The following is a 23,099-nucleotide window of genomic DNA, read 5'->3' on the forward strand; positions in this document are numbered from 1 at the left end:
AAACTGCCTGATTTTACCCGATTCCGAGTAGGGACTTGAAGCTTCTATGCAAATAAATTGGCCGAAGCCCTGCCTAGCCGCCTAAACCGGGTTGGAAATGTCTACAAATTCAACACTTATGCCATGAAGCTGAGCCAGGCGCTCGCCCAAAGCCTTGATGCCAAAACGCTCCGTGGCATGATGCCCCGCAGCGATGAAAGCCACATCACACTCCATTGCCATATGATGATTTTGCTCGGACGCTTCGCCGGTGATGAAGGCGTCCACGCCCAGATCGATGGCTTCGGCGAAAAAACTCTGCGCGCCGCCGGTGCACCAGGCTATGCGCGAAATCGGTTTGTCCGCCCTGCCCAACAACAAAGCCTCGCGCCCCAGACGAGCGGAAACGTGTTCACGGAAATCACTCGCACTGCCGCCTCGCCACCACGCCCCATGCCACAGCAAACCCTGTTCACCGCCCTGCCCCTGGGCCTCCAAATCCAGCACCTTGCCCAACATCGCGTTATTGCCCAGCTCCGGATGCGCGTCCAAAGGCAGGTGGTAAGCCAGCAAGTTAAGATCATGCTCCAGCAGCGTCTTGACCCGCTGGCGCTTCATTCCGCAAATCCGGGCGTCTTCCCCCTTCCAGAAATAACCGTGGTGCACCAGTACGGCGTCCGCTCCGCGCGACGCCGCGGCATCGATCAAAGCTTGCGAAGCGGTGACGCCTGTCACCAGCTTGCGCACCGCCTGCCGCCCTTCCACCTGCAAGCCGTTAGGCGCATAGTCTTTGAAGCGCCAGGGCTCCAAAATCGTGTCCAGACTGCTCAGCAAGGCCTTCAATTCCATCACGCACTCCTTAACTTAATATATGCCCCGGCCTTATTTTGCCAGAAGCCAACGCATTTTAAGCCCGCAAAAGAAAAACCCCGCCGTAGCGGGGTTTTTCAAAGCCTAAGGAGGCGTTGGCTTACATCATGCCGCCCATGCCGCCCATGCCGCCCATATCCGGCATGCCGGCCGCCGGCTTGTCTTCCGGCAATTCAGCGATCATGCAGTCGGTGGTCAGCATCAGGCCAGCAACCGAAGCCGCGTGCTGCAGAGCGGAGCGGGTTACCTTGGCCGGATCCAGCACGCCCATTTCCAGCATATCGCCGTACTCGCCGCTAGCCGCGTTGTAACCGAAGTTGCCCTTGCCTTCCAGCACCTTGTTCACCACGACCGACGGCTCTTCGCCAGCGTTCTTGACGATCTGGCGCAGCGGCGCTTCGATGGCCTTCAGCACGATCTTAACACCCGCGTCTTGATCGGCATTGTCGGTTTTCAGGCTGTCCAGAGTGGAGCGGGCGCGCAGCAGAGCAACGCCGCCGCCAGCCACAACGCCTTCTTCCACAGCGGCGCGGGTAGCGTGCAAGGCGTCTTCAACGCGAGCCTTTTTCTCTTTCATTTCCACTTCGGTGGCAGCGCCAACCTTGATCACCGCAACACCGCCGGCCAGCTTGGCCACGCGCTCTTGCAGTTTCTCGCGATCGTAATCGGAAGTGGCTTCTTCCATCTGCTTGCGGATCTCGCCCACGCGCGACTGGATCTCGGCCGCTTGGCCGGCGCCGTCGATGATGGTGGTGTTTTCCTTGCCCACTTCAACGCGCTTGGCTTGGCCCAGCATTTCCAGCGAAGCTTTTTCCAGGGTCAGGCCCACTTCTTCGGCAATCACGGTGCCGCCGGTCAGGAAGGCGATATCCTGCAACATGGCTTTGCGACGATCGCCAAAACCCGGGGCTTTAACGGCTACCACTTTCAGGATGCCGCGGATGGTGTTGACCACCAGAGTGGCCAGCGCTTCGCCTTCCACGTCTTCTGCGATGATCAGCAGCGGGCGGCCGGACTTGGCCACTTGCTCCAGAACCGGCAGCAGATCGCGGATATTGGAGATTTTCTTATCGAACAGCAGGATGAAGGGATTGTCCAGAGCGGCAATCTGTTTGTCCTGGTTGTTGATGAAGTACGGGGACAGGTAGCCGCGGTCGAACTGCATGCCTTCCACCACGTCCAGTTCGTTGTTCAGGCTCTTGCCGTCTTCAACGGTGATCACGCCTTCCTTGCCCACTTTTTCCATGGCATTGGCGATGATGTCGCCGATGTCGGAATCGGAGTTGGCGGAGATGGAGCCAACCTGAGCGATTTCCTTGGTGGTGGCGCACGGCTTGGCGATCTTGGCGATCTCACCCACCAGCGAGGCAACGGCCTTGTCGATGCCGCGCTTCAGGTCCATCGGGTTCATCCCGGCGGCAACGTACTTCATGCCTTCCAACACGATGGCTTGAGCCAGCACGGTGGCGGTGGTGGTGCCGTCGCCAGCCACGTCGGAAGTCTTGGAAGCGACTTCTTTCACCATCTGCGCGCCCATGTTCTCGAACTTGTCCTTCAGTTCGATTTCCTTGGCGACGGATACGCCGTCCTTGGTGATGGTCGGCGCGCCGAAGGAGCGGTCCAGCACCACGTTGCGGCCTTTCGGGCCCAGGGTCACTTTAACGGCATCAGCCAGAATGTTGACGCCGGTTACCATCTTGGCGCGAGCGGAATCACCAAACTTTACGTCTTTAGCAGCCATTCTTTAAATCTCCAGAATTCTGAGTTGGGGAAGTTCAGATGTGGGTCGGATTACTCAACGATGCCCATTACATCTTCCTCGCGCATCACGAGGACTTCATCGCCGTCAACCTTGACGGTCTGACCGGAGTACTTGCCGAAGATGACTTTGTCGCCAACCTTCAGCTCCAGCGCACGACGCTCGCCGTTTTCCAAGATCTTGCCGTTGCCTACGGCCAGCACCTGGCCCATGTCCGGCTTCTCTGCGGCTGCGCCCGGCAGAACGATGCCGGAAGCGGTTTTTTCTTCAGCCTCGAGGCGCTTGATAACAACACGGTCGTGCAAAGGACGAATTGCCATGGATCTCTCCTGTTACAGTGGCTGTTGAGAGTTGAAACCTGTTTGAGTTGAGGCGAGCGTTAGCACTCACCTGCTGCGAGTGCTAATGATAGGGACGAGCGGGAGGGTTTTCAAGAGCCTGCCGTAGCAATTTTCGGCAGGCCCAAGATAGCGTCAGAGACGAGTCGACTTACGCAGCAACATCCAGCGAGGAGTGCGGAAACGGACAATCATACGATACAGATAGATGTAACTGGCGATGAAGACCAACACAAAGCCAATCAGTACAGGGGTGTTGTTCCAGAAAAGCATTGCAGGCACCACTGAGAACGACGATAGCGCCCACAGATATGGGGAGGTCAAACTATTGCGCTGGGTCAGATGAACCGCATCCCGAGAACCTACCATCCACCGCACCAGCCGTTTATATATCAGCATATGCAAATGCAGCCCATCCGGCATTCCTGGCGACATCCCGCGCAAGAACTTCTTCCTGTATATGGAGTACAAGGTTTCAAACACAGGATAGATAACACACAACAAGGGAAACCAAGGAGACACCTGTTGATGCCTTGCCACCAACAAGACCGCCACCTCCGCAATCATGAACCCCACCAAATAGGCCCCACCATCTCCGGCAAAGATCAGCCCACGGGGAAAGTTCCAAAACAGAAATCCCGCAATTGCGCCAACCATCGCAAAACAAATCCCCATCAACATTGCATCCTGCACCTTGAAAGACACATAGGCTATGGCCAAGAAAATAAAAATAGACACCATACCGGAGAGACCATTGTAGCCATCAATAATGTTAACAGCATGCGCAACACCACCAACAGCAACAACAGTAAGCAACAACGAAAGCACCCAGAAGTGCACCAAAAGACTATCCAGCCAAGGGATGTCCAGCCTCTGGAGCCCTGCCCTTAACAAAAAATACCCTAGCCCCGCCGAAACGAACGTGGCCAGTAAACGAGGCATTGGCCCCACTCGCTTAGTGATATCCTCAAGGAGACCAGCCACAAATGCAGGCAAGGCGACCAGCAGCACTAGTAACACCTGTACATCACCTAGAAGCCAAGCCAACAAACAGCTTCCGGCAGTCAAGCCTAGCGCTATCGGTACCCCACCAATGCGTGGAACTGGCCTAGCATGAAATTTCTGCACTCCCCCCAAATCATGATCAGCCGAGAAACTCTCATGCAGGTGGGCGAAATGGATCAAGCACATCCCTACTACTAGCGACAAAAACGTAGCCAACAATAAGATTTGCAGCATTACACGCCTCTTTAAAACGTGGAGATGACACCACTTAGCATCACCCCAACAGTACCAAAATTGAGCTTATCATTGTAAGCGGCTCACCATTCTCAAGCTACCGTTTTCATGCAACAATGATCGACTAGACGTTTCGCATCCCTCCACCTTGCAAAGCATGCAATTGATTTTAGGTTTTAATTTAAAATGACTATTTTAGTTACCGGCGGCGCAGGCTACATAGGCTCCCACACATGCTTGCAACTACTCGAAGCCGGCAATCAAGTTGTCGTGCTAGACAACCTATGCAACAGCAAGGTCGAGTCTCTCAAACGGGTACAAGCCCTAACCGGCAAATCACTTACCTTCATCCAAGGGGACGTTCGCGACACAGCAGCGCTGTCGACCGCTTTTACTCACTCAATCGAAGCCGTTGTACACTTTGCGGGTCTCAAAGCCGTTGGCGAATCCACTGAAAAGCCAATTGAGTATTATGACAACAATGTTAATGGCACACTCCAGCTATTGCATGCCATGCAACAGCACCAAGTCCACACTCTCGTTTTCAGCTCATCAGCCACAGTCTACGGCAATCCCGCCACGGTACCAATCCGTGAAGACTTCCCCTTGTCCACCACCAACCCCTATGGCCGCAGCAAGCTAATGATTGAGGACATACTTCGTGATCTGAGTAAAGCAGAGCCAAATTGGAATATTGGGCTACTCCGCTACTTCAATCCAGTCGGTGCCCATGAAAGCGGGCAAATTGGCGAAGATCCGAATGGTCCCCCTAACAACTTAATGCCGTACATCAGCCAGGTTGCTGTTGGCAAGCGCAAGACCCTACAAATTTTCGGAAACGACTATCCCACCCAAGATGGCACTGGGGTCCGTGACTATATTCACATTGAAGATCTCGCAAATGGCCACCTCAAAGCGCTGGACACACTTCGGACCAAAGGCGGCCTAATCACCGTCAACCTTGGAACTGGGCACGGCTATTCCGTACTGGAAATGGTGCAAGCCTTCGAAACGCACAGTTGTCGTCCCATCCCTTATGAAATAGTCTCTCGCCGCCCCGGCGACATCGCTGCTTGCTGGGCAGATCCAACCGAAGCCCAGCGCTTATTGAACTGGAAAGCAGAAAAAGGACTGGACGCTATGTGCAAAGACAGCTGGCGCTGGCAGGAGCAAAATCCTAACGGCTACTGATTTGCACCATCTACACAAATGGGACGAATCCAAGAATGAGCGGGTTGGCGTGACCGCTCAAGCAAGCAGACACATAAATAGGCCCAACTGCAACACCACACACTTCAGGGCATTTTCGCACAAATCCAACCCAAACCCACCTCTTCCATAGCCCAGGACAGGAAGAGTAGGCAGACACCTTCCGCAGAGTCCTGAGCTCGTGAAACGCCCCCTCATATGGAGCCCGGAAACTTAGCTCTCGAAGTAGCCGATGACCTCCCGAAGAATTAAAGTACAATCTGTGTGGCCCCACCTACAGCAACGATTGCCCATCACAATCCCACCCAGCATTACCAGTTCAACACTCTTATCCATAAGCAATGATTAAGCTGCTTGCCTCCTTGAATACTAGTGAACACTAGCTATAATGGCAGCCACTCTAGGCCGGAGCATGCCCGAGACTCAATCATGACATTTTTTGTTCGTTTGATCCTTGTGGACACATCCCCAAATTTTGTGCCGAATTCTAGCCTTGATTGAGGCAATCGCCCATCATGGCAAGCACGGCCTTTGCTCCCCGCCTCCACACTTTGATATATTCCAAAAGTCGCTTGAAAGCTCTCCATGAGCACCTCTCCACATATTGCGTCTGACAAAGCCACCCTTCATGTTTTAATCTCATAGAATGACCAGATCAATGACAAAAGCATATTTGTCGAATCTGGGGCTTCAAACTTTAGGGTCGTCGAGCCCATCCATGCCAAAAGGATATTGCATCCAGACCATAACCAGCTGGCCCGACCATGCTCACGGCAAGACATCTGATCCTGGCAGAGCCAAGACTACAGCGCCTGTACATTGCACAGATGACAGGTTCCCTGTTAGCGTTACCCATCCGATGAGCACCTAGCAAAGGCCAAAACGCTACAGCCCCAGGAGTCCACGACTATTGCAACCCTACAACTACAGCACAAGAAGCCCACACAAGACATCGTTCCGGCATTAATACCCTAGCCACTCACAAAGGTGTAAAATTGAAGCGTCAACACAAGCTATCTTTAGCAAAAAGCATATTGAGAAATTAAACAATCATGGCCAATCGAAAATTAAAATTTTCAGTGCAAAAACAAAATGTTTGAAATCAAACTTAAAAATACCAAATGTTTTACTGCCCCATCAGGGGTCAGCATACTTGATGCCGCTCTTCAGGCAGATATTTTTCTGCCACACAGTTGCAAAACAGGCCGCTGCAGCACTTGCAAAGGAAAAGTCATCAGCGGAGAAACTTTCGCCCTCCACGACGAATCTGGCTTAACGCAACAAGAGAAAGATGACGGTTGGGTTCTCACTTGCATTCGCACACCGCTTGAGACCATTGAGCTCGACATAGAAGATCTTCATGTCAAACTCCCCACAAAGAAAACACTTCCGAGCCGCATTCAAACCATAAAAAAACTTACGACTGACATTGCACAAGTTTTGCTTAGACTACCTCCAACGGCCAGTTTTGAGTACCTTCCGGGTCAATACATAGACATCACCAATAATCAAGGCGTCAAGAGAAGCTATTCAATAGCGAACACATTCAAAACCAGCAAACTCATTGAGTTACATATTAAAAACTTCCCCGATGGCGAAATGAGTCAATACTGGTTTAATCTAGCGTCCGAGAACGATCTAATAAGGATAAACGGCCCTCTCGGCACTTTCTTTTTACGAGAATATATAGATATGGACTTGGTCTTCTTTGCCACAGGGACAGGCATTGCCCCTATTAAGTCCATGCTAGAAGATCTTGCAACTAGAACAGGTATAGAAAAACCCAGATCAGTATCACTATACTGGGGAAACAGGGACGTTTCTGATTTTTATTGGAACCCCAAAGAGCTGCCTCTCAATATCAAATACACCCCAGTTCTTTCGAAAAACAATCCTAATTGGGATGGGGCAAAAGGCCACATTCAGGACGTATATCTTTTATCCTCCCCCAATTTGAAAACAACACAATTATACGCATGTGGCTCTGAGGCAATGATTCACGCCGCAGAAAAGCTTTTATTGTCATCCGGCTTAGAAAAGCACAATTTTATGGCTGATGCATTTGTTTGCTCAGCCACAACAGAGTAATGCAAAGGAAACATAGTGAAAGCAGTTATTCTTGCAGGCGGGCTTGGGACTAGAATTAGCGAAGAAACCACAATCAAGCCTAAGCCGATGGTAGAGGTGGGCGGCAAGCCCATTCTTTGGCATATAATGAAAATGTACTCTCAGCATGGGATTAATGACTTTATTATTTGCTGCGGCTACAAGGGCTATTTAATAAAAGAATATTTTGCCAATTACTTCCTACACATGTCGGATGTGACATTCGACATGCGAAGCAATAAGATGGAAGTACATAGCAAACGGGCCGAGCCTTGGACCGTAACATTAGTTGACACTGGCGATAGCTCAATGACCGGCGGACGGCTAAAGCGCATTGCTAATTATGTTGAAAAAGACGAAACTTTCTGCCTCACCTACGGTGATGGAGTCAGCGATGTCAATCTTGAATCCGTTATCGCCTTCCATAAAAGCCATGGCAAAGCCGCTACGCTGACAGCCACCTATCCTCCAGGCCGCTTTGGAGCACTGGATATTAAAGAAGGGCAGGTCCAGAGTTTTATGGAAAAGCCTAAAGGAGATGGCGCCATGATCAATGGCGGCTTCTTTGTGCTCTCGCCAAAGGTACTTAGCTACCTCAAGGATGACAGTACCATATGGGAGCAGGAGCCATTGATGCAGCTGGCGCAAGACGGGGAGCTCATGGCTTATACTCATAATGGTTTCTGGCAGCCGATGGACACTTTACGAGACAAGCACTATCTAGAAAGCCTTTGGAATTCTGGCAACGCTCCATGGAAGAGCTGGTAAAATGACAGTTAATACCGATTTTTGGCATGGGAAGAAAGTTTTCTTAACAGGCCACACCGGTTTCAAGGGTTCTTGGCTCAGCCTATGGCTGCAAATGATGGGGGCCAAGGTATATGGCTTCGCCCTAGCCCCGGCGACAACTCCCAACCTGTTTAGCGAAGCCCAAGTCGCCGCCAACATGGTAAGCGTTCTTGGTGATGTCCGGGACTATCAAGCCGTGCTTGAGGCGATGCAAGCCGCCCAGCCAGAAATCGTCATCCACATGGCGGCACAACCGCTCGTTCGCCTCTCCTACTCAGACCCAGTTACAACCTACTCTACAAACGTAATGGGCACCATTCATGTTCTTGAGGCAGCACGTCAATTAGCGGGCATCAAGGCCATCATCAATGTAACCACCGATAAATGCTACGAAAACAAAGAATGGCTTTGGGGATACCGCGAATCTGAACCGATGGGGGGCCATGATCCTTACAGCAGCAGTAAAGCTTGTGCTGAGTTGGCAACAAGTGCCTATCGACTCTCCTATTTTCAACAGACATCTACCGCACTGGCCTCAGTCCGCGCCGGCAATGTCATCGGAGGGGGGGATTGGTCCAGTGACCGGCTCATACCCGATACACTGCAAGCTTTTGAAAATGATCGTCCTGTTATAATTCGCAACCCACATGCCACCCGTCCGTGGCAGCATGTGCTAGAACCACTAGCTGGCTACCTCACCCTTGCTCAGCATCTGTATGATGAGGGCCAAAGCTACGCAGAAGGGTGGAACTTTGGCCCAGATGATGATGGAGCCCAGCCTGTACAATGGATTGTCGAGAAAATGGTGCAAGAATGGGGCAGAAAAGCACGCTGGGAACATAATTTAGGACATCACCCCCACGAAGCCAATTATCTAAAGCTTGATATTGCAAAGGCCAAAGCAAAACTAGGCTGGCGCCCCCGCTGGGATTTGACACAAGCCCTTCAGAAAATAATCCATTGGCATAGCGAGTGGCTGAATGGAGTGAACGCACACAACCTCTGCCAACAACAGATCACCCAATACATTGAAGCATTGAAAGAATAGTCACCATGACTCAAGCAGCTACCCCTGAAAATTTGCGCGCACAGATTGCCGAACTAGTTCAACAGTACGCAGACATTGTACATGCTCCCAAGCCCTTCCAACCCGGCATAAGCAGTGTCCCGGTTTCTGGAAAAGTCATAGATGCCAGCGAGCTGAAAAACATGGTAGACGCCAGCCTTGATGGATGGCTCACGACTGGTCGCTTTAATGACCAATTTGAGCAACGCTTGGCTGACTACCTAGGTGTTAAGTACCTAATCACCGTCAATTCCGGTTCATCCGCCAACTTGGTAGCTTTCTCCACCCTGACTTCTCCAAGGTTAGGGGAACGAGCAATCAGACCTGGTGATGAGGTAATTGGCGTTGCAGCAGGTTTTCCAACCACAGTCAATCCAATACTACAATTTGGCGCGGTTCCTGTCTTTGTAGATGTCGATCTTGCAAGTCATAATATCGATGCAAGTAAAATCGAAGCCGCCATTAGTCCAAAGACTAAAGCCATTATGCTTGCACACTCTTTGGGAAACCCATTCAATCTAGAAGCGGTAACTGGCATCTGCAAAAAATATGGCCTCTGGCTGGTAGAGGATTGTTGTGATGCGCTTGGCGCCACATACAATGGTCAAATGGTTGGCACATTTGGAGATATCGCCACGCTAAGCTTCTACCCTGCTCATCATATAACAATGGGAGAAGGTGGCGCTGTTTTTACAAACGATGCGGAACTCAAACTAATAGCCGAATCCTTCCGAGATTGGGGCCGAGATTGCTATTGCAAGCCAGGAAAAGACAACACATGTGGACAACGCTTCTGCTGTCAACAAGGTAGCCTTCCATATGGCTACGATCACAAATATACATATAGTCACCTAGGTTACAACCTCAAGATTTCTGATATGCAGGCCGCTTGCGCACTTGCACAGATGGATAAACTTGACGACTTCATCGCCGCTAGAAGGCGAAATTTTTCTTACCTGAAAGATCGTCTACAAAATTGCCTAGAATTTCTCCACTTGCCCGAAGCCACCCCCAACTCGGACCCTTCTTGGTTCGGCTTTCCAGTTATTCTGAAAGAAAATACAGGCTTCAAACGAGTTGATCTTCTCAATTACCTAGATCAACAGAAAATTGGAACACGGTTATTATTTGCGGGCAATTTGACACGCCAACCCTATATGATAGGCAAAAACTATCGTATCAGTGGTGACTTGACAAATACCGACATTGTCATGAATCAAACTTTTTGGCTTGGGGTATACCCTGGTCTAAGCATCAAACACCTTGATTTCGTCGTGGAGAAGTTAGAAGAATTTTTCGGAATTAATTTTTGAAGAAATAAAATGAACGATAAAATATCTAGCAACTTTAATTCAAAAGTACTCCGCAAGCGGGTACTGGATATGGCCTACGCCGGTAATACAGTGCATATCGGCTGCGCCTTTTCAATTATTGAAGTTCTCGCAGTACTTTATCGAAACTGCCTTCGCTACCCAGACAATGATCCAGCCTCCCTCAACAGAGACTATTTAGTACTCAGCAAAGGGCATGGCGTAATGGCCCAATATGCCTGCATCTACGAGAAAGGCTGGATCAATAGTAACGATCTCAAAAATTACTTTGCTGATGGGAGCAGATTAAAAGGACTTTCTGACTCCAGCGTTCCAGGTTTAGAAGTTACGTCAGGCTCATTAGGCCATGGTTTTTCCATAGGAGTAGGTTTGGCTTTAGCCTCTAGCCTCAAAAATAGTTCACAGAAAGTTTATGTTATCGTTGGAGATGGCGAGCTAAATGAGGGACCGATCTGGGAAGGTGCCTTATTCGCAGCCCATCATAAATTAGATAATTTCATGGTCATTGTTGATGAAAATAAATTTCAAGCGATGGGATCTACTGATGAAGTTTTGAATCTAGGAAACTTAGAAAATAAATTTTCCAGCTTTGGCTTTGAAACCATCACGATCGATGGCCATGACGAGTCCGCCATTCATGACACGATTGAAAAACTATGGATGAGTACATCGCCCACACCAAAAGCAATTATTGCAAAAACAACAAAAGGGAAAGGGGTTTCATTTATGGAAAACAATAATATTTGGCACTATACACGCCTAGATGAAAACACTTACAAAAAAGCCATATCCGAGATAGAGGATGGTGCTTAATGAGAAATGCATTCTCTAGCTCATTGCTCCAATTAGCCGAGAGTGACAAACGGGTCTTACTCTTAACGGGCGACCATGGCTACGCACTTTTTGATGATTTCAGAAACAGATGCCCTCAGCAATATATTAATGCAGGCATTGCTGAGCAGAATATGATCGGCATGGCCGCAGGCCTATCTAAAGCCGGTTATATCCCTGTTGTTTATGGGCTTAGCTCATTTGTTCCAATTCGAGTTTTAGAGCAAATTAAGTTAGACTTATCTCACGATAATTTACATGCGATTATTATTGGCGATGGTGCCGGGTTTGTTTACAGCCACCTAGGAACCAGCCATCAGTCAACAGAAGATATTGCCGCAACTCGAGCGATTCCAAATTTAAATATTTACTCTCCCTCAGACCGCCATGAATTAACTTTGTGCATGGAGCACGCTTATAGATCAAAAGCCACGACCTATTTAAGAATTGGAAAATCAGATTTAGGTGACGTGCACCACGCCCCTCTATCAGGTACCCTAGCTAGCTTCTTCGCCGTTCGAAATGGCACACCCGGTGAAATATCTTTTATCGCAACAGGAGCAATGACAAAAACGGCTATAAAAATTGCAGAGTCATTTTTTCCAAATGCAACCGTCTGGAGCGCGCCCAAAATCAAACCGCTAGACGTTGATCAATTAGTTACCATTTGCAAATCCAGCAATATTATTGTGACGTTTGAAGAGCATTCAACTCAAGGGGGGCTGGGGTCAATGATCGCAGAGATATCTACAACTTATGCCCCAATAAAAATACTACGAGTTGGTGTTGAGGACTGCTTTACAAAGTTATGTGGTAGCTATAGTTATTTGCTACAAGAGCAAGGCTTAGACATTACATCTATACAGAAAAAAATTACTACTTTTCTAAAAAGTCCCCCCCAATGACTCCACAATTAAACAATAAGAAAATCCTTATTACCGGAGGAACAGGATTTGTTGGCAGACATATTCTTGATCATTTGATCAAAACAAAAAAAACCACTGACTGCAATATCACAGTCACCATACTAAGCCGATCTCCGGAAGTTTTTTTAAAAAACCACCCCGGTTACGCTAGTTATAAATGGCTTGGCTTTATTAAAGGCGATCTTTTCGATCTCACCAAATACAACCATTTAAAATTTACTGATATCATTCATGCGGCGGCAGACACTCACAAAGAAGGCCCCCCTGATGAATGGTTAAAACAGCTTATCATAGGGACTCAAGCCGTTCTTGATTTCAGCCTAAAGGCAGAGGCCACAAGATTTCTCTTTATAAGCTCGGGAGCGGTATATGGCCCACAACCCAGAGAGCTAAGCCACATCTCAGAAAACTATCTAGGGGCACCTCCAACCACATTGATTAGCAGTATTTATGGCCAAGGCAAACGAATTGCTGAGCAGTTATGTACAGCTTACCTCCAAATGCATGGCCTGGAAACTGTTATTGCTCGATGTTTTGCCTTTGCAGGGGAACATATCCCACTAGATGGACCATATGCAATTGGTAACTTTATAAGGGATGCGTTATTTGGAGACGCCATTTTAATCAAGGGCAATGGGACTGCCGTGAGAAGCTATTTAGATGGTGATGATATGGCAAACTGGTTACTAAACTTACTCGCTATAGGCACACCTGGTGAAGCCTACAACGTTGGATCTGAAGATAGAGTTCGAATAAAAACCTTAGCTCAGCTTGTAGCTAAAACCATATCTCCTGGCAAAAAGATTATTGTGCAGTCCAATTCTTCTGCAATAGAATCCACCTACATACCATCAACAAAAAAAATCCAAGCTCTTGGTGTAGAAAATCACTTTAGCATTTCATCTATTATTGAAAGAACAGCCAATCGACATATTTATCAAAAATAAGCCTAATCAGCCCTTGTTATTCATTGCAAATAATGCTTTGTTAGCATGGCTTTTTTTCAAAATACATAGATTTAATTAAATCAATTAAGACTTGAGGTTTGGCAAGACGCCTAGTTTTTATAACAGCGTCAATTAAAAGTCCACAATATATCCACCCGATAAAATATGCAGCCATTTTCGCTTGACAGTTCCGGAAATATTATTGACAAAACAAAAAACTTAAAAACAGTCGATATTTATATACTCAGCCATAATAGGCCAAATTTTATCGCCGAAGCCATTGACTCCGTCAAAAAACAAACCCTGCAAGAATACAATTTATACATTTCAGATAACTCTACAACCGATGATGTAGAGCGCATCATACGGCAACAGTATGGGGACGTTATATATATCCGTAGGTCAAACTCGTTAAGTGCATTAGCCCATTTCAAAACCATTATTGAAGAAAGCACCGCAGAATTCTTAGTCATGTTTCACGACGATGACGTCATGATGCCACGCTACCTTGAAACATTATTGGGCATCATCACCTCAGACAATGACATTGCTGCAGTCGGGTGTAATGGGCAGATTTTACAAAACAGCAGATTAACAAAAACCATTCTCCTACAAAAGACAGACGGCATAAAGATTATAAATAGTGGGGGCGAATTATTTTTACAATACTGTAGTCCTATCGACCATGTTGCTCCATTTCCTGGCTACATGTATAGATCCTCAAAAATTAAAGGACTATATTTAAATTCGGAATACGGAGGAAAGCACTCCGATGTTTCTTTTTTAATGCAAGTTGCACAAAGAGGTAAGATCATCTGGTCATACGCACCGTTGATTCAATATCGTATTCATGGCAGCAATGATAGCTCAACTATCCATATAAAGCAGCAAGCAAGCTTACTTGGATTTGTATATCAAAACACAAAAATCCAAAAAAAAGATCATGCCATTAAAATTTATAAGCTAAAGTATTTGCTTCATTGGTGGCGATGCAACAAGAATTCCAAGAATAAGGTTTTTGCCAAACGAATCATTTTAAAGGCAATCACTCTCAGACTAATTTCAGCATATCTATGTCGCCCACACATTCTCGCCTCCAAGATTTCCCAATTGGCAAGAAAGTTTTACAATCAACCAAGATGAGCAATATGAAAATAATTTTAGCGATCATGGAATATGACTACGGAGATCCGAAAAGAGGGCAGTCATATGAGTATTACAACTTCTATGCATCCCTAAAAGAAATGGGAGTTGATGTAGAGATATTTGACTATATGTCTCTATTACAAAAGCATGGCAAAGCTGGCATGAATCAGCTATTGTTAGAAAAAGCAAAATCACAAAGCCCAAACATTATTTTATTTTCGTTATACACTGATCAATTTGATCCAAACATTATTTTGTCATTGCAGAACCATACTCGAACTATCTGTTTTTTCCATGATGATACTTGGCGTAAAGATTTTTCCCGCTACTGGGCAAAACATTTTAATGTGTTTACTACTCCAGATATTTATGGCATAAGAAAATATCAAAAGCTTGGCCTGCAGCATGCCTTCCACTTTCCTTTTGGAGCTAATCTTGATTTGTATAAAAAGAAAGATTCAGATAAAATTTTAGACGTTTCTTTTGTTGGAGCCTTTCACCCTTATCGCTCTTGGCTAATTAATCGTCTCAAAAAGGTAGGCATCAATGTACAGGCGTATGGTTCAGGCTGGCCAAATGGCATGGTATCACTTGAAAGAATGATCGATATTTTCAACACAAGTAAAATAAATTTAAATCTGTCTAACTCTAGCAATTGGGATGCCAGATACCTGTGTTCTTCGCCTAGAGCTTTAGTATCTCGTTTTCGATCACCCAAAACCATAGAACAGCTTAAAGCACGACATTTCGAAATTAACTCAACGGGTAGTTTTCAACTTTCATACTATGTGGAAGGGCTTGAACACTATTACGAGATTGGCAAAGAAATTGCTATTTATTCGGATCCTGATGATTTTGTTGAAAAAGTACAAATGTACCTTGAGGATGAACCGCTTCGCAATGAAATTGCTCATAACGGGTATATGCGAACAAATAATTCGCACAGCTTTGCCCAGCGTTTTCAATCACTCTTTTCATACATGGCTTCGATAAACCCCCATTCTATTGCATCGGAATGAAAATGAAAAAAGCTTTAATTACCGGCATCACTGGCCAAGATGGCTCTTACCTTGCAGAGTTTTTGTTAGAAAAGGGCTATGAGGTTCATGGCATTAAGCGTAGAGCTTCATCTTTTAATACTCAGCGCATAGATCACATTTTTCAAGATCCCCATACTGAAAATGCAAAAATAAAATTACACTATGGGGACTTAAGTGACTCTTCAAATCTGACAAGAATTATCGCCGAAGTGCAGCCTGATGAAGTATACAATTTAGGTGCACAATCACATGTTGCGGTCAGCTTTGAATCACCTGAATATACGGCCGATGTCGATGCGTTAGGCACTTTGCGTTTACTTGAAGCAATTCGTTTTTTGAAGCTTGAAAATAAGTGCCGATTTTATCAAGCCTCCACCTCAGAATTATATGGTTTGGTACAAGAAACACCTCAAAAAGAAACAACACCTTTTTATCCTAGAAGTCCTTATGCAGCAGCCAAACTCTACGCTTACTGGATAACAGTAAACTACAGGGAGTCATATGGCATGTACGCATGTAATGGTATTTTGTTCAATCATGAATCACCGCGGCGTGGGGAAACTTTTGTTACACGGAAAATTACCCGGGGCCTTGCCAATATAGCCCAAGGCCTTGAGTCTTGCTTGTACATGGGTAACATGGATGCTCTACGTGATTGGGGACATGCTAAAGACTATGTCAAGATGCAATGGTTAATGTTGCAGCAAAGCCAAGCTGCTGATTTTGTAATTGCGACAGGCGTGCAATATAGTGTCCGTCAATTTATTATCTGGTCCGCTGCACATCTAGGAATTGAACTAGATTTTATTGGCTCTGGGATCAATGAATATGCCGTTGTGACAAAAATTTCAGGTGCGGATGCTCCTGCACTAAAAGTTGGAGATATTATTGTCAGAATTGACCCCCGCTATTTTCGGCCTGCTGAAGTAGAAACCCTTTTAGGGGATCCTAGTAAAGCCAAAAACTTACTTGGTTGGACCCCAGAGATTACAGTTCAACAGATGTGCGCTGAAATGGTACAAAATGATCTGGAGCAAGCTAAACAGCATGCATTGCTGAAAAGGCATGGGCACTATGTTTCTGTAAGCGTTGAACGATAAGGACAAGGAGTCTTGCATGAGAGTACTTTTAACCGGCGCTTCAGGCATGCTTGGCCGAAATCTGCTGGAACACCCAGCTGCAGATAAATTTCAGTGGATAACGCCCTCACATGCAGAGTTAGATCTTTCCAATTTTTCTGCAACGTTACAGTATATCGAGAAAGCAAAACCTGATTGCATCATACACGCAGCGGGAAAAGTAGGCGGCATTCAAGCTAATATACGAGAACCCGTCAAATTCCTAATCGATAATCTCGATATGGGTCGCAATGTGCTTTTAGCCGCCTCTGTCTCTGGCATCTCAAAATTAATAAATATTGGCAGTTCCTGCATGTACCCGCGAGATCGACAGATAGCATTAAAGGAAAGCGACGTTCTATCTGGTGGTTTGGAGCCTACCAATGAGGGTTATGCTCTAGCAAAAATTACGGTCGCAAAACTAGCCGAATATATCTGTCGAGAAAATCCTGAGTATAATTATAAAACAATAATACCCTGCAATCTTTATGGAAAACATGATAAGTTTGACCCGAGATGGTCTCATCTTATACCTGCCATCATTCATAAATTACATCAAGCGAAGATCTTGAAGCAAAGTGAAGTAGACATTTGGGGGTCTGGTGAAGCACGGCGTGAATTTTTATTTGCAGAAGATTTGGCACAAGCTCTATTAATGGCAGTGGATGACATCGCAGGGATCCCTAACTGCATGAATATTGGTCTTGGACATGATTATTCTGTGAATGAATACTATCAGGCTGCGGCAGAAGTAATCGGTTACTCAGGATCTTTCACTCACGACCTCAGCAAGCCTGTCGGGATGAGTAGAAAACTAACAGATACCGGTCTAGCCAATCAATGGGGATGGCACGCGGAAACGAGCCTAACCAATGGTCTAATGAAAACATATGAGTACTATCTACGTACATTGAAAGTGAGTCATTAAATGCACTACCCACTAGCTAGCACCACCTGGGACCAAGATGAATATGCAGCTATTCAAAGAGTCATTGATTCTGGCATGTTCTCTATGGGCAAAGAAGTTGCTGCATTTGAAAAAGATTTTGCAGAGTGGGTAGGCTGCAAGCACGTCGTAATGGTCAACTCTGGTTCTTCCGCTAATTTAGCAATGATTGGTGCTTTATTTTTCAGGAAGGAGAGGCCATTAAAAGCCGGTGACGAAGTAATTGTACCTGCCGTTTCTTGGAGCACAACCTATTATCCATTGCAGCAATATGGTCTCAAATTAAAATTTGTAGATATCGATATAGATAGTCTGAATTTCGATTTAAATCAGTTAGAACTTGCTATTACAGATAAAACCAAAGTAATTTTGGCAGTCAATTTGCTTGGAAATCCTAATGACTTCCAGCACATTCAAAAAATGATAGCTAACCGTAATATTATCTTACTAGAAGATAATTGTGAGTCTATGGGTGCCAAGATTAATGGCAAACAGGCTGGCACATTTGGCTTAATGGGAACCTTTAGCACCTTTTTTAGCCATCATATTGCTACCATGGAAGGTGGCGGTATCATGACTAATGATGAGGAGTTGTATCATATTCTGCTATGTCTCCGAGCTCATGGTTGGACCAGGAATCTACCGAAATTCAATCATGTCTGCGGAGAAAAAAGTAGCAATCCTTTTGAAGAGTCTTTCAGATTTGTCCTTCCAGGCTACAATCTAAGGCCACTTGAAATGAGTGGGGCAATTGGGCAAGAGCAGGTGAAAAAACTCCCTGCACTTATTAGTGAACGTCGTAAGAATGCCAATTATTTTCAAAAAGCTTTCTCCAATCATCCTTGGATTTCAATTCAAAAGGAAATCGGTGATAGTAGTTGGTTTGGATTTTCCCTAGTTCTAAAAGAAAACGCCCCAATATCTCGTGAAGCCATTGTGAACAAGTTATCCGTTGCAAACATTGATGTACGTCCAATCGTCGCCGGCAATTTTGCAAAAAATGAAGTGCTCAATTGGTTTAACTATGAAATCCACGGCTCGCTAGAAAACGCTGACTACATTGATAAAAATGGCTTTTTTGTTGGCAATCATCATTTCTGCTTGCATGAAAAAATTGATTATCTAAAGAGTGTTATTAGCTCATGATTTCAGCACTCCTTTATGGTGCCGGGGAAAATAATGATGTATTTTCCCCTTCGTCCCACCTTAATAGAGACAATTGCAACCACCCTTTCTTTTTGTTAAAAGAAAAGCTTTTAAAATTTGGCATTGATTTAAATACCTGGGACACTCCTCAAAAATATAAATTTTTCATAGAAATTCACATAAATGCAAGAAAAATATCCCGGAGTAAAAATGCAAGACACTATTTACTTAACATGGAAACACCTTTGATTGACAGGAACAACAGCTCAATCGAACTTATAAATCAGTTTAATATCGTCTTTTGCTGGCAAAATCATACTCATGCCAGAAATTTTAAAAAAATAAATTATAGCCAGAACTTACAACTACCTGATATAAATGGTTTCAAAAATCGCAACAACTTATGCTGTATGATAGCTGGTAATAAAACAACACAAAGGCCAGATGCTAGAAGTCTATACCCTGAAAGAATCAAAGCAATTAGATGGTTTCAATGTAATGCTCCTTTAGATTTTAGACTCTATGGCACTGGTTGGAACTTACCAGCAATGCGTCATGGAAAACTAGGCCGTATTTACACTAAGCTACAGGGCATGCTTGGCAGCTATTTTAATGCTGTATATTTTCCAGCATATAAAGGGCGCATTGAAAGCAAGTCAACTGTGCTACTGAATTCTAAATTCAGTATATGCTATGAAAACGTCACTGGCTTTAATGGGTATATTACTGAAAAAATATTTGATAGTTTTTTTTCTGGCTGCGTTCCTATTTATCATGGAGCTCCTGATATAGCGAGCTTTATTCCCTCAACCTGTTACATAGATCGAACCCAATTCAATAGTTACCCTGAGCTCTATCAGTATATTAAAAATATGCCAGAGCGTGAATTTTTGGACTACCAGACGAACATTGCTTCATTCTTATCAAGTGATTTGGCGTATTCATTTTCTTCTGAGTGTTTTGCAAACACCATTTCAGAAGAAATTGCACATGACCTAGAAATAGCAGCTCAATTTTAGCCCTATGAATATACTGTGGATATCACTTGCACGGCTTAGCCAAGCCTTAATTGGTTTGTTGGCGCTTAAGTTAGTTACTCATTGGCTTTCTGTTGAGCAGTTTGCTCGCTTGGGTCTAATGACCGCTTTTACAAGTTTTTTCGGTTTGTTTTTAATCAATCCCGTTGGTCAATACATTAACCGACATACTCACGAATGGTACTCTTTAGGACTTCTTGTAGGCTATCTAAAAAAATATAACATTTATATTTCTAGTCTTTCTTTGCTTTCATTTTTAATAGCTTTGCTATGGCTATCCTCAACATTTAGAGACAGCCCTTATCCTTTATACAATATTGTTCCCTATTCTATAGCACTCTGCATTAGCTTGTGGTTGGGTACTTGGAATAATACATTAATTCCATTGCTGAATATGCTAGGCCTACGACTCTCCTCAATCGGTTTAGCATTCGTGACCACTGCTATTGGCTTGCTTTGCTCAATGGCATTGGTGCAGTTAAAAAATGAATCTCTCCTATGGTTTATTGGACAAGCAATAGGTTTTTTAGTTGGAGGCTTACTTGCACTCAAAATTATTTATAAAGCTTGTAAACCTAATACCCAAGCTATCTATGCACGATTTATTGACACACAAATGGTGCTAACGTACTGCCTGCCACTTTCTATTAGCGCAGGACTACTTTGGATACTTACAGGGGGGTATCGATTTTTAATTGATACTTTCTGGGGTCCACACAATTTAGGGATATTGATTCTTGGGTTTGGCATTGCCAATCAATTTTGGTCCATTGTTGAAGCGATCTCTTCACAAGTAATACTACCAAAATTCTATAGCCATCTAAGTTTGGATAACAAATCTCACAGCATATCATTATTTAATGACATGCTTAACTCGGTTATTCCTATTTACCTTATTATGCTAGGTTTAGGCTTAGGTACTTGCGCAAGTCTCATCAGCTTACTCATAGATAACCGTTATCACTCCGCATTGTTTTTTTGCCAAGTTGGCATGCTAAGCGAATTTTTCAGAGTTATAGGTAGTTTATTAAATCAATCCTCTCAAATTGACAAGAAACCTGCACGTAATTTAATTTCGTTTTTTACTGCTTCCATCGTTTTATTAGTTTGCTTTTACATATTAAAAATAACACAAGCAGACTTCAAATTTGCCCCCGTCATTATAATGTTATCTTTTTCAGTTGCATGCATGTTTTCAACATACTCCCTTTATCAAATATCCCCTCCTTCACCTAAATATATCACATGGTTAGTATCTGCTTTACTTGGCTTGACACCTATCATCATTAACTACATTTTAAGTCCTACCTCATCATTTGCACATGTATTAAATATTGTCTTGTGTGGTCTTATTAGTTTATTTTATATAATTTTATTTCTTCGTCACAGCATGCCATTCCATTCATTAATTTCTAGCCCATTACCCTATGAAAAATAACTTCGTTATTGATCCTAACCGCTTACACCAAAGCAACTTTCTTTTAGTTATTTTTCTTGTTGCCATCGTTTCACTTCCAATGGCATTCAATGGAGTTTTTGCTGACTCCGATATATATTACTCTCAATCTCAGCTATTGTGGACTATGGGCCTTCGCGATGGCATTGAGTATATATTTTTCCGAACCGGTAAAGTCGAAATTGGCTTTCTAATCGTACTATATTTAGAACAATACATTGCCAATTCTGAATTTATATTTATTTTTATTAATTGCCTTATATCTAATATATTATTTTTTCAACTTTATATAAAACTCTCTGAAACATCTAGTATTACATTCAAAAAAGCTTTTATTCTATTTTTTTGCTATTTCTCCTTCAGCAATGCCATGTATGTATGGAGGACTATAATATCCGTTTATTTTTTAGTCCTATCGATTAAAAGCAATTCAAAATTATTAAGCATACTTTTTTTGGCTATTGCCTTTTCCTTCCATTACTCAGCAATTATTTTTGTCTCTATTTATCTACTATCCACTTTTCTACCTAACAAAAAAACTCTTACCGTTTTATTTGCCATTTTTCTTTCGCTCTCTTTCTTTTTCACTGAGTCTATCCTTCAAAGTTTTGATTTTGTAATGAGTGCGCAAAGCGCAGAAATTTATACTGAGGCCAATAATGACCAATGGAAAAGAATATTTATAGGACTTTATCTTTTATTTGTTATTTTGCTTTGTGATTGGAATAGTAGCAACTTCAAGCATATTCATTTATTTAAATTTTGCGCTATTTTATCTATATTATCAGTCTTTGCATCTTCAAACTACCAACTTTCATGGCGCATTCATGCCCCTGTCGAAATAATTGCTCCTTGCTTAGTTTTAGCAACACAAAGAAGTAATAGAAACTCCATTCTCTTACTGGCATTATCTACCATACCTACTTTTAGGTTAATGTTTTTATTATTTACTGGGCATTTTGAATGAATAAAATTAGCGTCATCATCCCTTGTTTTAACTCTGAAAAAACAATTGAAAATACAATAAAGTCAGTTCTTAATCAGACACTTCCACCAGAAGAGATCATCTGCATTAATGATTGTTCCAATGATAAAACCTCTTCTATTATTAGTGCATTGCAAATGTGCTCTCTTAAAATAAAAATAAAACTGCACGAGAACAAAACAAATTTAGGTCCATCTATTTCAAGAAATATCGGAATTTCCGAGGCCCATGGCAAGTGGATTGCATTTATCGATGCAGATGACGAATGGCACCCACAAAAGCTGGAAATACAAATCTCCGCTTTAACTAAGCATTCACTAGATTTTATTGGCGGGTCATTCAGCTATAATAAACATACTGCCCCCATACACTCTTGCCATGTCAAACAAATATTCTTGGGAAATTTACTTTATAAAAATTACTTTCCAACCCCCTCTGTTGTCTTATCTAAAGATATCTCTCTGACTTTTGACCCTACCATGCGTTATGCGGAGGACTATTCCGCATGGCTTGAACTAGCAAAACAAGGTGTCAAAATGGGCTATATATCAACCCCCTTGATATTTTTAAATAAGCCATCATATGGTCACTCTGGACTTAGCGCCAATTTACTGTTGATGCAAAAGGGCGAACTACTCGCACTAAGAAAAGCACTCGGTACAAAAAATATCACATCTATTTTTTTCCAGTTTTTTTCTCTTTTGAAGTTTACTAGACGAATAGTTATTGTTTATTTTAGTAGACTTTTTAAAACCTCATAGCTATTGCCAGAACTATCTCATTCTAGCGTTGAGGGAATATTATTCTAACCTAGCACCCCTTCTTTTGAAGGATT

General features: G+C 44.0%; 21 protein-coding genes. 17 read left to right on the forward strand and 4 right to left on the reverse strand.

Translation table 11 applies throughout. The annotated features are described in order from the left end of the window. Window positions 1–81 precede the first annotated feature (81 nt). The 4 genes from JC616_RS19910 to JC616_RS19925 form a co-directional block, all read right to left on the reverse strand. Window positions 82–828 carry a Nif3-like dinuclear metal center hexameric protein gene (locus tag JC616_RS19910; RefSeq protein WP_227104956.1) on the reverse strand — a complete coding sequence of 249 codons (747 nt, stop codon included), beginning with the start codon at window positions 826–828 and terminating at the stop codon, window positions 82–84. 121 nt (window positions 829–949) lie between these two features. Beyond that, window positions 950–2,590 carry a chaperonin GroEL gene (gene groL / locus JC616_RS19915; protein ID WP_048414165.1) on the reverse strand — a complete coding sequence of 547 codons (1,641 nt, stop codon included), beginning with the start codon at window positions 2,588–2,590 and terminating at the stop codon, window positions 950–952. Window positions 2,591–2,640: 50 nt separating this feature from the next. Beyond that, window positions 2,641–2,928, reverse strand: a complete 288-nt coding sequence (gene groES, locus JC616_RS19920; protein WP_048409518.1) for a co-chaperone GroES — start codon at window positions 2,926–2,928, stop codon at window positions 2,641–2,643. A gap of 153 nt (window positions 2,929–3,081) precedes the next feature. Next, window positions 3,082–4,185, reverse strand: coding sequence for an MraY family glycosyltransferase (locus JC616_RS19925; protein ID WP_227104958.1), 1,104 nt, complete (start codon window positions 4,183–4,185; stop codon window positions 3,082–3,084). A 186-nt stretch (window positions 4,186–4,371) separates the two neighbouring features. On the opposite strand from JC616_RS19925, the gene galE reads away from it, so the two are divergent. From galE to JC616_RS20010, 17 genes are all read left to right on the forward strand, one after another. After that, window positions 4,372–5,376 (forward strand): UDP-glucose 4-epimerase GalE, encoded by a 1,005-nt coding sequence (galE, locus tag JC616_RS19930; protein WP_227104960.1) that lies wholly within the window; start codon window positions 4,372–4,374, stop codon window positions 5,374–5,376. Between the two features lie 1,110 nt (window positions 5,377–6,486). Continuing rightward, on the forward strand, window positions 6,487–7,482 hold the full coding sequence (locus JC616_RS19935; protein ID WP_227104962.1) for a 2Fe-2S iron-sulfur cluster-binding protein: 996 nt from the start codon (window positions 6,487–6,489) through the stop codon (window positions 7,480–7,482). Window positions 7,483–7,497: 15 nt separating this feature from the next. Then, on the forward strand, window positions 7,498–8,268 hold the full coding sequence (rfbF, locus tag JC616_RS19940; RefSeq protein WP_227104965.1) for a glucose-1-phosphate cytidylyltransferase: 771 nt from the start codon (window positions 7,498–7,500) through the stop codon (window positions 8,266–8,268). Between the two features lies 1 nt (window position 8,269). Beyond that, on the forward strand, window positions 8,270–9,337 hold the full coding sequence (rfbG, locus tag JC616_RS19945; RefSeq protein ID WP_227104967.1) for a CDP-glucose 4,6-dehydratase: 1,068 nt from the start codon (window positions 8,270–8,272) through the stop codon (window positions 9,335–9,337). A gap of 5 nt (window positions 9,338–9,342) precedes the next feature. Next, a complete protein-coding gene (rfbH, locus tag JC616_RS19950) occupies window positions 9,343–10,668 on the forward strand; it encodes a lipopolysaccharide biosynthesis protein RfbH (RefSeq protein ID WP_227104969.1) in 1,326 nt (441 codons plus the stop codon). 9 nt (window positions 10,669–10,677) lie between these two features. Then, a complete protein-coding gene (locus JC616_RS19955) occupies window positions 10,678–11,499 on the forward strand; it encodes a transketolase (RefSeq protein WP_227104971.1) in 822 nt (273 codons plus the stop codon). Continuing rightward, complete coding sequence (locus JC616_RS19960; protein WP_227104972.1) at window positions 11,499–12,422, forward strand: transketolase family protein; 924 nt, start codon at window positions 11,499–11,501, stop codon at window positions 12,420–12,422. The genes JC616_RS19955 and JC616_RS19960 overlap by 1 nt, the downstream gene beginning before the upstream one ends. Further along, window positions 12,419–13,390 (forward strand): NAD-dependent epimerase/dehydratase family protein, encoded by a 972-nt coding sequence (locus JC616_RS19965; RefSeq protein ID WP_227104974.1) that lies wholly within the window; start codon window positions 12,419–12,421, stop codon window positions 13,388–13,390. The genes JC616_RS19960 and JC616_RS19965 overlap by 4 nt, the downstream gene beginning before the upstream one ends. Window positions 13,391–13,555: 165 nt before the next feature. Next, window positions 13,556–14,533, forward strand: coding sequence for a glycosyltransferase (locus JC616_RS19970; RefSeq protein WP_227104976.1), 978 nt, complete (start codon window positions 13,556–13,558; stop codon window positions 14,531–14,533). Between the two features lie 5 nt (window positions 14,534–14,538). After that, the gene (locus tag JC616_RS19975) at window positions 14,539–15,555 is read left to right on the forward strand and encodes a CgeB family protein (protein ID WP_227104978.1); all 1,017 of its coding nucleotides are present in this window, start codon (window positions 14,539–14,541) and stop codon (window positions 15,553–15,555) included. Between the two features lie 2 nt (window positions 15,556–15,557). Beyond that, window positions 15,558–16,676 carry a GDP-mannose 4,6-dehydratase gene (gene gmd, locus JC616_RS19980; protein WP_227104980.1) on the forward strand — a complete coding sequence of 373 codons (1,119 nt, stop codon included), beginning with the start codon at window positions 15,558–15,560 and terminating at the stop codon, window positions 16,674–16,676. A 16-nt stretch (window positions 16,677–16,692) separates the two neighbouring features. Continuing rightward, window positions 16,693–17,622, forward strand: coding sequence for a GDP-L-fucose synthase family protein (locus JC616_RS19985; RefSeq protein ID WP_227104982.1), 930 nt, complete (start codon window positions 16,693–16,695; stop codon window positions 17,620–17,622). After that, window positions 17,623–18,786, forward strand: a complete 1,164-nt coding sequence (locus JC616_RS19990) for a DegT/DnrJ/EryC1/StrS family aminotransferase (protein WP_227104984.1) — start codon at window positions 17,623–17,625, stop codon at window positions 18,784–18,786. Beyond that, the gene (locus tag JC616_RS19995) at window positions 18,783–19,805 is read left to right on the forward strand and encodes a glycosyltransferase family 10 domain-containing protein (protein WP_227104986.1); all 1,023 of its coding nucleotides are present in this window, start codon (window positions 18,783–18,785) and stop codon (window positions 19,803–19,805) included. Before JC616_RS19990 ends, JC616_RS19995 begins: the two co-directional genes overlap by 4 nt. Before the next feature lie 4 nt (window positions 19,806–19,809). Further along, entirely contained in the window at window positions 19,810–21,261 is a 1,452-nt protein-coding gene (locus tag JC616_RS20000; RefSeq protein WP_227104988.1) for a lipopolysaccharide biosynthesis protein, read from the forward strand. Further along, window positions 21,251–22,246 (forward strand): EpsG family protein, encoded by a 996-nt coding sequence (locus JC616_RS20005; protein ID WP_227104990.1) that lies wholly within the window; start codon window positions 21,251–21,253, stop codon window positions 22,244–22,246. The genes JC616_RS20000 and JC616_RS20005 overlap by 11 nt, the downstream gene beginning before the upstream one ends. After that, window positions 22,243–23,025 carry a glycosyltransferase family 2 protein gene (locus JC616_RS20010; RefSeq protein ID WP_227104992.1) on the forward strand — a complete coding sequence of 261 codons (783 nt, stop codon included), beginning with the start codon at window positions 22,243–22,245 and terminating at the stop codon, window positions 23,023–23,025. Before JC616_RS20005 ends, JC616_RS20010 begins: the two co-directional genes overlap by 4 nt. Window positions 23,026–23,099 lie beyond the last annotated feature (74 nt).

This window comes from Chromobacterium rhizoryzae, assembly GCF_020544465.1.
Lineage (GTDB): Bacteria > Pseudomonadota > Gammaproteobacteria > Burkholderiales > Chromobacteriaceae > Chromobacterium.

Bases quoted from the DNA above. Each gene is read 5' to 3' on its own strand.
- rfbG (WP_227104967.1), top strand. From the start codon at position 8,270: ATGACAGTTAATACCGATTTTTGGCATGGGAAGAAAGTTTTCTTAACA.
- JC616_RS20010 (WP_227104992.1), top strand. From the start codon at position 22,243: ATGAATAAAATTAGCGTCATCATCCCTTGTTTTAACTCTGAAAAAACA.
- JC616_RS19965 (WP_227104974.1), top strand. From the start codon at position 12,419: ATGACTCCACAATTAAACAATAAGAAAATCCTTATTACCGGAGGAACA.
- JC616_RS19985 (WP_227104982.1), top strand. From the start codon at position 16,693: ATGAGAGTACTTTTAACCGGCGCTTCAGGCATGCTTGGCCGAAATCTG.
- rfbH (WP_227104969.1), top strand. From the start codon at position 9,343: ATGACTCAAGCAGCTACCCCTGAAAATTTGCGCGCACAGATTGCCGAA.
- groL (WP_048414165.1), bottom strand. From the start codon at position 2,590: ATGGCTGCTAAAGACGTAAAGTTTGGTGATTCCGCTCGCGCCAAGATG.
- JC616_RS20005 (WP_227104990.1), top strand. From the start codon at position 21,251: ATGAAAAATAACTTCGTTATTGATCCTAACCGCTTACACCAAAGCAAC.
- gmd (WP_227104980.1), top strand. From the start codon at position 15,558: ATGAAAAAAGCTTTAATTACCGGCATCACTGGCCAAGATGGCTCTTAC.
- JC616_RS19960 (WP_227104972.1), top strand. From the start codon at position 11,499: ATGAGAAATGCATTCTCTAGCTCATTGCTCCAATTAGCCGAGAGTGAC.
- JC616_RS19910 (WP_227104956.1), bottom strand. From the start codon at position 828: ATGGAATTGAAGGCCTTGCTGAGCAGTCTGGACACGATTTTGGAGCCC.
- JC616_RS19995 (WP_227104986.1), top strand. From the start codon at position 18,783: ATGATTTCAGCACTCCTTTATGGTGCCGGGGAAAATAATGATGTATTT.
- JC616_RS20000 (WP_227104988.1), top strand. From the start codon at position 19,810: ATGAATATACTGTGGATATCACTTGCACGGCTTAGCCAAGCCTTAATT.
- JC616_RS19975 (WP_227104978.1), top strand. From the start codon at position 14,539: ATGAAAATAATTTTAGCGATCATGGAATATGACTACGGAGATCCGAAA.
- JC616_RS19970 (WP_227104976.1), top strand. From the start codon at position 13,556: ATGCAGCCATTTTCGCTTGACAGTTCCGGAAATATTATTGACAAAACA.
- JC616_RS19990 (WP_227104984.1), top strand. From the start codon at position 17,623: ATGCACTACCCACTAGCTAGCACCACCTGGGACCAAGATGAATATGCA.
- JC616_RS19955 (WP_227104971.1), top strand. From the start codon at position 10,678: ATGAACGATAAAATATCTAGCAACTTTAATTCAAAAGTACTCCGCAAG.
- JC616_RS19925 (WP_227104958.1), bottom strand. From the start codon at position 4,185: ATGCTGCAAATCTTATTGTTGGCTACGTTTTTGTCGCTAGTAGTAGGG.
- JC616_RS19935 (WP_227104962.1), top strand. From the start codon at position 6,487: ATGTTTGAAATCAAACTTAAAAATACCAAATGTTTTACTGCCCCATCA.
- groES (WP_048409518.1), bottom strand. From the start codon at position 2,928: ATGGCAATTCGTCCTTTGCACGACCGTGTTGTTATCAAGCGCCTCGAG.
- galE (WP_227104960.1), top strand. From the start codon at position 4,372: ATGACTATTTTAGTTACCGGCGGCGCAGGCTACATAGGCTCCCACACA.